The 12,885-nt window shown below is 42.4% G+C and carries 6 protein-coding genes; 4 read left to right on the top strand and 2 right to left on the bottom strand.

Features of this window, described 5'->3' with window-relative positions:
- The first annotated feature begins 40 nt into the window (after positions 1 to 40).
- The 4 genes from rplL to FGG15_RS19080 all read left to right on the top strand — a co-directional run bounded on the left by rplL (position 41) and on the right by FGG15_RS19080 (position 9,187).
- Positions 41 to 424, top strand: coding sequence for a 50S ribosomal protein L7/L12 (gene rplL / locus FGG15_RS19095; protein WP_138839367.1), 384 nt, complete (start codon positions 41 to 43; stop codon positions 422 to 424).
- Between the two features lie 129 nt (positions 425 to 553).
- The gene (gene rpoB / locus FGG15_RS19090) at positions 554 to 4,363 is read left to right on the top strand and encodes a DNA-directed RNA polymerase subunit beta (RefSeq protein WP_138839365.1); all 3,810 of its coding nucleotides are present in this window, start codon (positions 554 to 556) and stop codon (positions 4,361 to 4,363) included.
- 42 nt (positions 4,364 to 4,405) lie between these two features.
- A complete protein-coding gene (rpoC, locus tag FGG15_RS19085; RefSeq protein ID WP_138839364.1) occupies positions 4,406 to 8,704 on the top strand; it encodes a DNA-directed RNA polymerase subunit beta' in 4,299 nt (1,432 codons plus the stop codon).
- Positions 8,705 to 8,875: 171 nt separating this feature from the next.
- On the top strand, positions 8,876 to 9,187 hold the full coding sequence (locus FGG15_RS19080) for a DUF3467 domain-containing protein (protein WP_138839362.1): 312 nt from the start codon (positions 8,876 to 8,878) through the stop codon (positions 9,185 to 9,187).
- A gap of 49 nt (positions 9,188 to 9,236) precedes the next feature.
- On the opposite strand, the gene FGG15_RS19075 is transcribed toward FGG15_RS19080, so the two are convergent.
- Entirely contained in the window at positions 9,237 to 9,668 is a 432-nt protein-coding gene (locus FGG15_RS19075) for a hypothetical protein (protein WP_138839360.1), read from the bottom strand.
- Between the two features lie 101 nt (positions 9,669 to 9,769).
- Entirely contained in the window at positions 9,770 to 11,362 is a 1,593-nt protein-coding gene (locus tag FGG15_RS19070; RefSeq protein ID WP_138839358.1) for a peptide chain release factor 3, read from the bottom strand.
- Between the last annotated feature and the right edge of the window lie 1,523 nt (positions 11,363 to 12,885).

Raw genomic sequence — 12,885 nt, 5'->3', positions numbered from 1 at the left:
ACTAAGTATATTTTAAAAATTTTATTTAAACGATAGAAAAATGGCAGATTTAAAAGATTTTGCAGAACAGTTGGTTAACCTAACAGTAAAAGAGGTAAACGAGTTGGCCGACATATTAAAAGAAGAATACGGTATTGAGCCTGCTGCTGCTGCAGTAGCTGTTGCTGGTGGTGCTGCCGCTGGTGGTGGTGACGCAGAAGCTGCTGAGGAAAAGTCAGAATTTGACGTAATCCTTACAGCTGCCGGTGGTTCCAAATTGGCTGTTGTTAAACTTGTAAAAGAGTTGACCGGTCTTGGATTGAAAGATGCTAAGGACATCGTTGACAGTGCTCCTAAAGCTGTTAAGGAAGGTGTTGCCAAAGATGAGGCAGAAGGTATCAAGAAATCATTGGAAGAAGCTGGAGCAGAAGTTGAGCTTAAATAATAGCTTTTACCATACAAGTTTGGTTAAGGTCTTTCCATTTTAATGGTTAGGCCTTAGCCTCTTTTAATAAGGAGTGTATAAAGCCATACACCAACCCGCATAGTATTCACGATCAAAACTTGTCCATTGATGTTCACAAACAATACTGAAAGAGTAAATTTCGCATCCGCTAAGAACATACCGGAATACCCGGATTTCTTGGACATTCAGATTAAATCCTTTCAAGACTTTTTTCAACTTGAAACCAAATCTGACGAAAGAGGAAATGAAGGTCTCTACAACACCTTCATGGAAAATTTTCCAATTACTGACACTAGAAACCAGTTTGTACTCGAATTTCTAGACTATTTCATAGACCCACCCAGATATTCCATCCAAGAATGTATTGAGCGTGGGCTTACCTATAGCGTTCCATTAAAAGCGCGACTAAAATTATACTGTACCGATCCAGAGCACGAAGATTTTGAAACCATCGTTCAGGACGTGTATTTGGGAACCATCCCTTACATGACCCCTAGCGGAACCTTTGTGATCAACGGAGCAGAGCGTGTGGTTGTTTCCCAGTTACACCGTTCACCTGGTGTATTCTTTGGGCAATCGTTCCATGCCAACGGTACCAAGTTGTATTCCGCCAGGGTAATTCCTTTTAAAGGTTCTTGGATTGAATTTGCAACCGATATCAATGGCGTTATGTACGCATATATTGATAGAAAGAAAAAATTACCCGTAACCACACTTTTCCGTGCTATCGGATTTGAGAGGGATAAGGACATCTTGGAAATTTTTGACCTTTCTGAAGAAGTAAAGGTTTCCAAAGCCGGATTGAAAAAAGTTTTGGGCCGCAAATTGGCTGCAAGGGTATTGAACACTTGGCACGAGGATTTTGTGGATGAAGATACCGGTGAGGTAGTTTCCATCGAAAGAAATGAGATCATCCTAGATCGTGATACCGTTCTGGAAAAAGAACATGTGGATGAAATTATCGACGCCGATGTGAAGACCATTCTACTTCACAAAGAGAATAATGCGCAATCTGATTATGCCATTATCCACAACACCTTGCAAAAAGACCCTACCAACTCTGAAAAAGAAGCGGTAGAGCATATCTATAGACAATTGCGTAATGCCGAGCCGCCAGATGAGGAAACAGCTCGTGGTATTATCGATAAATTGTTCTTCTCTGATCAACGTTACAATTTAGGTGAAGTTGGTCGTTACAGAATGAACAAGAAATTGGGTCTTGATATTGGAATGGACAAACAAGTTTTGACCAAGGAAGATATCATTACTATCATCAAGTACTTGATTGAGTTGATCAATTCCAAAGCGGAGATTGATGATATCGATCACTTGTCCAATCGTCGTGTTAGAACGGTAGGGGAGCAATTGTCCCAACAGTTTGGTGTAGGTTTGGCACGTATGGCACGTACCATCCGTGAGCGTATGAACGTTCGTGACAACGAAGTATTTACTCCGATTGACTTGATCAACGCGAAGACATTATCTTCTGTAATCAACTCTTTCTTCGGTACCAACCAGTTGTCCCAGTTCATGGATCAGACCAACCCGTTGGCAGAGATTACACATAAAAGAAGATTGTCCGCACTTGGGCCAGGAGGTCTTTCCCGTGAAAGAGCTGGTTTTGAGGTTCGTGACGTTCACTATACGCACTACGGAAGATTATGTCCAATTGAAACACCTGAAGGACCGAACATTGGATTGATTTCTTCCCTATCCGTATTTGCCAAGGTAAACCCAATGGGCTTCTTGGAAACCCCATACCGTAAGGTGGAAAATGGAGTAGTGGATACTAAGGAATTTAGATATCTAAGTGCAGAGGAAGAAGAAGGAATGAAGATTTCCCAGGCTAACATTCCTATGGATGCCAAAGGGAAAATTGAAGATGATAAGGTAATTGCAAGGGAAGAAGGTGATTTCCCAGTTGTAGATCCATCAGAAGTGAACTACACGGATGTTGCCCCTAACCAAATTGCTTCCATTTCCGCTTCTTTGATTCCTTTCTTGGAGCATGATGATGCAAACCGTGCCTTGATGGGATCCAACATGATGCGTCAGGCAGTTCCATTGTTAAGACCACAGTCTCCAATTGTGGGTACAGGTTTGGAAAAACAAGTAGCTACAGATTCCAGAGTATTGATCAATGCCGAAGGAGACGGGGTAGTGGAATATGTGGATGCACAGAAAATCACCATCAAATACAGTAGGAACGAAGAAGAGCGCTTGGTAAGTTTTGAAGAAGACTCCAAGACCTACAATTTGGTAAAGTTCAGAAAAACCAACCAAGGTACCAGTATTAACCTGAAGCCTATTGTTAGAAAAGGTGATAAAGTAAAGAATGGTCAGGTACTTTGTGAAGGATACGCTACTGAAAAAGGTGAATTGGCCTTGGGTAGAAACATGAAAGTGGCCTTTATGCCTTGGAAAGGATACAACTTTGAGGATGCAATCGTAATCTCTGAAAAAGTGGTACGGGAAGATATCTTTACTTCCATCCATATTGATGAGTACGCCCTTGAAGTTAGGGATACCAAATTGGGTGCGGAGGAATTGACCAACGATATTCCAAACGTTTCCGAAGAGGCAACTAAAGACTTGGACGAATACGGTATGATCCGTATCGGTGCCGAAGTAAAACCTGGTGATATCCTTATTGGTAAGATTACTCCAAAGGGAGAATCCGATCCAACTCCGGAAGAAAAATTGCTACGTGCCATCTTTGGTGACAAGGCAGGTGATGTAAAAGATGCTTCCTTGAAAGCTTCTCCTTCCTTGAGAGGTGTGGTTATTGATAAGAAATTGTTCTCGCGTTCTATCAAGGACAAGAGAAAACGTTCTGAAGATAAAGAGGCCATCACCAGACTGGAAATGGACTACGAGGTGAAATTCCAGCAGTTGAAAGATGTGTTGATTGAGAAATTGTTTGGCTTGATCAACGGTAAAACTTCACAAGGGGTAATCAATGATTTGGGTGAGGAAGTACTTCCTAAAGGAAAGAAATATACCATTAAGATGTTGAACGCTGTGGATGACTTCGCTCACTTGGTTGGTGGTAGCTGGACAACGGACGATAAAACCAATGCTTTGGTGGCCGATTTGTTGCACAACTACAAGATCAAGTTGAACGACATTCAAGGTAACCTACGTAGAGATAAGTTTACTATTTCTGTTGGGGATGAGCTTCCTGCTGGAATCATGAAATTGGCCAAGGTGTACATCGCCAAAAAGCGTAAGCTTAAGGTAGGTGATAAAATGGCGGGACGTCACGGTAACAAAGGTATTGTTGCCCGTATTGTACGTCAAGAGGACATGCCATTCTTGGAAGATGGAACACCAGTGGATATCGTTTTGAACCCACTTGGGGTACCTTCCCGTATGAACATTGGACAGATTTACGAAACTGTTTTAGGTTGGGCAGGTCTTAAGTTGGGCAGAAAATACGGAACTCCAATTTTTGATGGAGCTACCTTGGAACAGATCAATGCACTTACAGATGAAGCTGGAGTGCCAAGATTTGGACACACCCACCTATATGATGGTGGAACAGGGAAGCGTTTTGACCAAGCGGCAACCGTGGGAGTTATCTACATGTTGAAATTAGGACACATGGTAGATGACAAGATGCACGCTAGATCTATTGGACCATACTCCTTGATCACACAGCAACCGTTGGGTGGTAAGGCACAGTTTGGTGGTCAGCGTTTTGGTGAGATGGAGGTATGGGCACTTGAGGCCTATGGAGCTTCATCAACCCTACGTGAAATCTTAACCGTGAAGTCGGATGACGTTATCGGTAGGGCCAAGACCTATGAGTCCATTGTAAAAGGTGAGACCATGCCAGAACCTGGATTGCCAGAATCTTTCAACGTATTGATGCACGAACTTAAGGGATTAGGTCTGGACATCCGATTGGAAGAGTAGTAAATAATAAAGCATTTTTAATCATATCATCTCCATAGTATTATGGCTAGAATAAAAGATAATAACGCACCAAAAAGGTTTGATAAAATTTCAATCGGGTTGGCCTCTCCAGAGTCCATTTTGGCAGAGTCCCGTGGCGAAGTTTTAAAGCCTGAAACCATTAACTACAGAACCCACAAGCCTGAGAGGGATGGACTGTTCTGTGAGCGTATATTCGGCCCGGTAAAGGATTACGAATGTGCCTGCGGTAAATACAAGCGTATCCGTTATCGCGGAATCGTTTGTGACCGTTGTGGTGTGGAAGTAACGGAGAAAAAAGTACGTAGAGATCGTGTGGGGCACATCAACCTGGTGGTTCCTGTAGCACATATCTGGTATTTCCGTTCCCTTCCAAATAAAATTGGATACCTATTGGGATTACCGTCCAAGAAATTGGACATGATCATCTATTACGAAAGATATGTGGTGATTCAACCAGGTGTGGCCAAAGGTCCAGAAGGTGAGGAAATCAATAAAATGGATTTCTTGACCGAGGAGGAATACTTGAACATTTTGGAATCCATTCCAGCAGAAAACCAATATTTGGAAGATACGGACCCTAACAAGTTCGTGGCTAAAATGGGTGCTGAATGTTTGATTGATTTGTTGTCCAGAATCGATTTGGAAGAGCTTTCTTATCAATTGAGACACAAGGCAAACACGGAAACCTCCAAGCAACGTAAGACAGAAGCGCTTAAGAGACTTCAAGTTGTGGAAGCATTGCGTGAATCCCAAAACAACAGGGAGAACAACCCAGAATGGATGATCATGAAGGTGGTTCCCGTAATTCCACCAGAATTGCGTCCGTTGGTACCATTGGATGGTGGTCGTTTCGCTACTTCAGATTTGAACGATCTCTATCGTAGGGTAATTATCCGTAACAATCGTTTAAAGCGATTGATGGAGATCAAGGCCCCTGAAGTGATCTTGAGAAACGAGAAGCGTATGCTTCAAGAAGCTGTGGATTCCTTGTTTGATAACACAAGAAAAGCTTCTGCAGTAAAAACAGAATCAAACAGACCATTAAAATCCCTTTCAGATTCCTTGAAAGGTAAGCAAGGTCGTTTCCGTCAGAACCTTTTGGGTAAACGTGTGGATTACTCTGCCCGTTCCGTAATCGTGGTTGGACCGGAAATGAAATTGTACGAATGTGGTCTTCCTAAAGATATGGCTGCTGAGTTGTACAAACCTTTCGTCATCAGAAAACTGATTGAAAGAGGGATTGTAAAAACGGTAAAATCGGCCAAGAAGATTATTGATAAAAAGGAGCCTGTGGTTTGGGATATCCTTGAAAATGTCCTTAAAGGACATCCGGTACTTTTGAACCGGGCCCCCACATTGCACAGATTGGGGATTCAAGCGTTCCAGCCCAAGTTGATTGAAGGTAAGGCAATCCGTTTACACCCATTGGCATGTACCGCATTTAACGCGGATTTTGATGGGGATCAAATGGCAGTTCACTTACCCTTGGGCCCAGAGGCCATTTTGGAAGCACAACTGTTAATGTTGGCCTCCCAAAACATTTTGAACCCAGCAAACGGTTCTCCAATTACCGTTCCTTCGCAGGATATGGTATTGGGTCTGTACTACATGACCAAGGAACGTAAATCCACCAAAGAAGTACCAATTAAGGGAGAAGGCTTGACTTTCTACTCTGCTGAGGAAGTAGAGATTGCCTTCAATGAAGGAAAGGTGGATTTGAATGCTGGAATCAAGGTTAGGGCCAAGGATTTTAATGAAGAAGGTGAGTTGGTGAACCAAATTATTCCAACCACAGTTGGACGTGTTTTGTTCAACAGCGTTGTGCCTGAACAAGCAGGATATATCAATACCGTATTGAACAAGAAGTCCCTTAGAAATATCATTGGAGACATTCTTGCGGTAACTGACGTTCCGGCTACGGCAGAGTTTTTGGACAAAATCAAGTCAATGGGATATGATTTCGCCTTTAAGGGAGGTTTGTCCTTCAGTTTGGGTGATATTATCATTCCGCCTGAGAAGCATGATATGATCAACGATGCCAACGAGCAGGTTGATGGAATTATGATGAACTATAACATGGGTCTTATCACCAACAACGAACGTTACAATCAGGTGATTGATGTGTGGACCTCTACCAATGCCATGTTGACGGAGTTGGCCATGAAGCGAATTCGTGAAGATCAACAAGGATTCAACTCGGTGTATATGATGTTGGATTCAGGTGCGAGGGGATCCAAGGAGCAGATTCGTCAGTTGACAGGTATGCGTGGTTTGATGGCTAAGCCTAAAAAATCTACCGCTGGTGGTGGGGAGATTATTGAAAACCCGATCCTTTCCAACTTTAAGGAAGGACTGTCCATTTTGGAATACTTTATTTCTACCCACGGTGCGCGTAAAGGTCTTGCAGATACCGCTTTGAAAACTGCGGATGCGGGTTACTTGACACGTCGTTTGGTAGATGTATCCCAAGATGTGATCATCAACATTGAGGATTGTGGTACACTTCGAGGAATTGAGGTTGAAGCCTTGAAAAAGAACGAAGAAGTAGTGGAGACCTTGGGTGAAAGAATCCTAGGTAGGGTTTCCCTTCACGATGTATACAACCCATTAACCGAGGAGTTGATTTTGGCTGCTGGACAAGAAATTTCCGAAGCCGATGTGAAAAAGGTCAATGCTGCTCCAATTGAGAAAATTGAAGTACGTTCTGCGTTGACTTGTGAAGCACCCAAAGGAATTTGTGCCAAGTGTTATGGTAGAAACCTTGCGACCAATAAAATGGTTCAGCGTGGTGAAGCCGTTGGTGTTGTAGCTGCACAGTCTATTGGTGAACCTGGTACACAGCTTACACTACGTACGTTCCACGTGGGTGGTATTGCTGGTAACATTTCCGAGGATAACAAATTGGAAGCTAAGTTTGAAGGTATTGCTGAAATTGAGGATTTGAGAACCGTTGTTGGGCAAAACAGTGAAGGCGAAAAAGCCAACATTGTAATTTCCAGAACTTCTGAAATTAAAGTGGTGGATGCCAATACTGGTATCACTTTGAGTACCAATAATATTCCATATGGATCTCAATTGTTTGTGAAGAACGGAGCCAAGATCAAGCCAGGAACCGTTATTTGTCAATGGGATCCCTATAATGGTGTAATTGTTTCTGAATTTACTGGGCAAATAGCCTACGAAAACATAGAGCAAGGAGTTACCTATCAAGTGGAAATTGATGAACAAACCGGTTTCCAGGAAAAGGTAATTTCTGAATCAAGAAACAAGAAGTTGATTCCAACCTTGTTGATCAAAGACGGTAAGGGCGAGACCTTACGTTCTTACAACTTACCTGTTGGTTCCCATATTATGGTAGATGACGGTGAGAAGATCAAAGAAGGTAAGATTTTGGTGAAGATTCCACGTAAATCTGCTAAAGCAGGGGATATTACGGGTGGTCTTCCAAGGGTGACGGAGCTTTTCGAAGCGCGAAACCCTTCCAACCCAGCTGTTGTTTCTGAAATTGATGGTGTGGTTTCTTTCGGTAAGATCAAGCGTGGTAACCGTGAGATTATTATTGAATCCAAAACAGGTGAAATCAAGAAATACTTGGTAAAACTATCCAATCAAATCTTGGTTCAGGAGAACGATTATGTTCGTGCTGGAATGCCATTGTCTGATGGATCTATTACTCCAGAAGACATATTGGCCATCAAAGGCCCATCTGCGGTACAGCAATATTTGGTGAACGAAGTTCAAGAAGTATACCGTCTGCAAGGGGTGAAGATTAATGATAAGCACTTTGAAGTGGTTGTTCGTCAGATGATGCGTAAAGTACGTATTGAAGATTCTGGAGATACCACTTTCTTGGAGAACCAATTGGTGCACAAAGACGACTTCATCAGGGAAAACGATGAAATCTTTGGACAAAAAGTGGTTGAAGATGCAGGAGAGTCAGAAAACTTAAAAGCCGGACAGATCATTTCTGCACGTGCCTTAAGGGATGAAAACTCTGTATTGAGAAGAGCCGATAAAACCTTGGTAAGTGCTAGGGATGCTGTAGCTGCTACTGCAACTCCTATCTTACAGGGTATTACAAGAGCGTCATTGCAGACCAAGTCCTTCATCTCTGCCGCATCGTTCCAGGAAACAACCAAAGTATTGAACGAAGCTGCAGTAAGCGGTAAAGTTGATACCTTGGAAGGTTTGAAGGAAAATGTAATTGTAGGACATAAGATTCCAGCCGGTACCGGTATGAGGGATTATGATAGTATCATTGTAGGCTCCAAAGAAGAGTACGATGAAATCATGGCCCGAAAGGAGGAATTCAAATTCTAATAAACAAACCCTGGCAATTGCCAGGGTTTTCTTTTTTTAATATCTCGACGTCACCCGGAATGTATTTCAGGGTCTCACAACTAAAATTGGACGCCAAGGAATTGGGATTCTGAAACAAGCTCAGAATGACGTTCATTTTAAAATTCAAGATTATTTAAATCAATATTGAAAATGGCTGAAAACGATAAAACACAAAAGCAAATCAATATAGAACTGGATGAGAAAACGGCAGAAGGAATTTATTCCAATCTGGCCATTATAAATCATTCCGTATCCGAATTTGTGGTGGATTTCATTAGCATGATGCCTGGTGCTCCAAAGGCAAAAGTGAAGAGTAGAATTGTACTTACTCCGCAACATGCCAAAAAGTTTCTTAAGGCATTGAATGACAATGTTTCAAGATTTGAAAAAGCCCATGGAACAATCAAAGATTATGAGCAACCACCTATTCCGCTCAACTTTGGGCCAACTGGAGAAGCATAAAAAAACCTGACCAAAAAGTCAGGTTTTTTTGTATTTCAAATTGAATTGCTTAACTAAGCCATCCTTTTTGTATACCTTTTTTGGAAAACCAAATCTGCAAAATTCCAATGACCACTACAATAACTGGCATGGTATAGGCCTCAGAACCAAAAGCCTCTGGGGCATTTTGAATAAACAACCAATTAATGAATTGGGCCACTGCAGCTACCAAGGATACAACGAATAAGGGTTTCGCCCATTTTTTTCTTAATAAAAGCCCTATAGCTGCAACTGTACCACCAAATACGGCAATAGCAAATGCTGCGGTTGCCCACGCAGGAAAGGCTTCAAATAATTCCCGTTGTGCCTGGGTCATGGATTCCAACATTTCAACCTGGTTAAACTTGGTACTTAAATAACTATAAACACCGGAAAGGTTCCATAATACAAGAAGGATACTTACCACCCAGAACCAAACTGGGGGCTTGTTTGAATCAGACATAAGAAAAGTTTTTATTGGTTACAGCCAATAAAGTACAAAAAAATCTATGAACTGGTTTTTTGCAACTTCCTGATTATGCGTAATGTATGCGTAGAGTGTTCCTATTCCGTTACCTCCGAGGTAAAGCGTAGCTTAACCGATGGATACTTCTGTTGGGTCATTTGAAGCGAAAATGCGGAATCGGCAAGAAAAACAAGTTGTCCTCTTTTATCTATGGCCAAAAATTTCTGTTTTACCCGTTTAAATTCCTTGAACTCTTCATTATTTGGATCTTCCGCCTCCACCCAGCAGGCTTTATGTACCGGGAAATTCTCATAGGTACATTTGGCTCCATATTCGTGTTCCAAGCGGTATTGGATTACCTCATATTGAAGCGCTCCTACGGTACCAATGACTTTTCTTCCATTCATTTCCAACGTAAACAATTGCGCAACCCCTTCATCCATTAATTGATCTATCCCCTTGAACAGCTGTTTGGCTTTCATGGGGTCAGCATTGTTGATATACCTGAAATGCTCCGGTGAAAAACTCGGTATGCCCTTGTAGTTTAATTTCTCTCCATTGGTTAGGGTATCACCAATTTTGAAGTTTCCGGTGTCATGCAAACCCACAATATCACCGGGATAGGAGATGTCAACAATTTCTTTCTTCTCTGCGAAAAACGCATTGGGGCTGGAGAATTTGAGTTTTTTATCCTGCCTTACATGAAGGTAAGGTTTATTGCGTTCAAAAGTACCGGACACTATTTTAATGAACGCCAATCGGTCTCGGTGCTTGGGATCCATATTGGCATGGATTTTAAAAACAAATCCAGAAAAGTCCTTTTCATCCGATTCCACAAGACGTTCTTCTGCCATTTTAGCTCTTGGAGAAGGCGCAATGTCCACAAAACAATCCAATAGCTCCCGCACTCCAAAGTTGTTAAGGGCCGAGCCAAAAAAGACGGGTTGTTGGATGCCTTCCAGATAGGCTTTCAAATCAAGCTCGGGATAAACGCCGGATACAAGTTCTAGATTGTCTCGAAGCTCCACGGCGGCATTTTCGCCTATAATTTGCTCCAATTCAGGGCTTTCTATATCCGTAAACGCTATGGTTTCTTCAATATTCTGTTTGCTGTTACCACTGAAGAGGTTGATGTTTTTCTCATAAATATTATAGATTCCCTTAAAGTCATAGCCCATTCCAATAGGAAAACTCAATGGTGTTACCGAAAGCCCCAGTTTTTGTTCCACTTCATCCAAAAGATCAAAAGCATCTTTCCCTTCACGATCCAGTTTGTTGATAAAAACAATCATCGGAATGTTCCGCATGCGGCATACTTCCACCAATTTTTCCGTTTGTTCCTCGACCCCCTTGGCAACATCAATCACAACAATGACGCTGTCGACAGCCGTTAAGGTCCGAAAAGTGTCCTCGGCAAAATCCTTGTGTCCTGGGGTATCCAGAATATTGATTTTTTTATCCTTGTAGATAAAGGCCAGAACAGATGTGGCCACAGAAATTCCTCGTTGACGTTCAATTTCCATAAAGTCACTGGTAGCCGACTTTTTGATTTTGTTGTTTTTGACCGCTCCTGCTTCTTGAATGGCCCCTCCGAACAGCAGTAATTTTTCGGTCAAAGTTGTTTTACCCGCATCAGGGTGGGAAATAATTCCAAAAGTTCTACGTCTCGCAATTTCCTGTTCAAAATCCATCAACAAAAATTTCGGCAAAAATAGGGGTTTTATGGCTTATAAATTCCATTTGGAGGCACATAGGCAATTGTTAAAAGAAAGAAGACAAAAATTGTTTAAAAATACCTTGTGAAAAGAAAAAGTAGAGTAATTTTCCCCACTAAAAATTCCCGATTTTTGCCCATTGATAATCCGTTCACAGAATCTGTTCGTATAAATATAAGTGGTAGGTAATGATGAGGAATTTGCCTTTTGTCGATAAAAATAGGTCTTGCACATCAAATGCATTAACTATGCGCACAAAAGTTGGTTGTTGGGGAGCGAGAACCCAGTGACCAAAAATAGTCAAGAAAAGCCCCATTTTCTTACTAGTTCGAGAACACTAATGCCATGGTGATAAGTTGACCAAAACTGTCATTATGGAAAAAATTACTTTCTTAAATCATAAGAAAAAGGGTTCATACATCCTTTTTTCTCTGGTATTCCTAGCATTTTGTTTATGCATCAATACTTCTGGTTATGCGTCCGTTTGGGGAGAAAGTGTGCCCTTTTATACTGATGCGGATGGAGATGGCGTTCCTGACAACAAGGATATAGATTCTGACAACGATGGTATAATTGATACGGTCGAGGACAAGAATGAGGACGGAGACGATAAGTATTGGACCAATCCAACCGACACCGACGGAGATGGAGTGCCTGACTATTTGGATTTGGATTCAGATGATGATGGTATTATCGATAACATTGAGGCACAACCTTTACCAGGGTATGTTGCCCCGTCTGGGGAAGATGTAGATGGTAATGGATTGGACGATGCCTATGAAGAAACTCCTGGTAGCTGTGGTGGATTGATTCCTGTTGATACGGATGGTGACTATATTTGGGATTACAAGGATATAGATTCTGACAATGATGGTATCCTAGATAATATAGAGGCACAAAAAACCTCAGAATACATACCTCCTTCAGGTAAAGATATGGATGGTAATGGCTTGGACGATGCCTATGGACTTAGCGCATGCGGCTGTTTAGGACTCCAGCCAATTGATTCGGATGATGACCGGGTCAAAGACTTTAGGGATATAGATTCAGATGATGATGGTATCCCGGACAATGTCGAAGGCCAAACCACAGCGGGTTACATTCCACCAACTGGGCAAGACGATGACTATGATGGGCTGGACAATGCTTATGAAGGAAGTGGAGATGAAGGAATAAATCCTGTAAATACAGACGGTGTTGACAATCTCGACTACTNTGTTCCCGATCAGGCCTACACGGGCACGGACACGGACAACGACGGACTGGACGACGGTTACGAGGGCTCGGACGTGAACGATGGTTATGACGTGAACGACGAGATCGACGACCCTGCCAACGACCTACCGGACACCGATGGGACGGAGGACGTGAACTATCGCGACCTGGACGACGACGGGGACGGTATCGACACCCCGGATGAGGACGTGGACGGTGACGACGACCCCACCAATGACGATACCGACGATGACGGAACCCCGGACTACCTGGATCCGGACGGA

This window comes from Flagellimonas algicola (assembly GCF_005937185.1).
Taxonomy (GTDB): Bacteria; Bacteroidota; Bacteroidia; order Flavobacteriales; family Flavobacteriaceae; genus Flagellimonas; species Flagellimonas algicola.
This window is presented reverse-complemented; position numbering and strand designations above follow the sequence as displayed.

What these genes read in the sequence shown, in the direction of transcription:
- FGG15_RS19080 (WP_138839362.1), top strand. Translation starts at nt 8,876, where the DNA reads ATGGCTGAAAACGATAAAACACAAAAGCAAATCAATATAGAACTGGAT.
- FGG15_RS19075 (WP_138839360.1), bottom strand. Translation starts at nt 9,668, where the DNA reads ATGTCTGATTCAAACAAGCCCCCAGTTTGGTTCTGGGTGGTAAGTATC.
- rpoB (WP_138839365.1), top strand. Translation starts at nt 554, where the DNA reads ATGTTCACAAACAATACTGAAAGAGTAAATTTCGCATCCGCTAAGAAC.
- rplL (WP_138839367.1), top strand. Translation starts at nt 41, where the DNA reads ATGGCAGATTTAAAAGATTTTGCAGAACAGTTGGTTAACCTAACAGTA.
- rpoC (WP_138839364.1), top strand. Translation starts at nt 4,406, where the DNA reads ATGGCTAGAATAAAAGATAATAACGCACCAAAAAGGTTTGATAAAATT.
- FGG15_RS19070 (WP_138839358.1), bottom strand. Translation starts at nt 11,362, where the DNA reads ATGGATTTTGAACAGGAAATTGCGAGACGTAGAACTTTTGGAATTATT.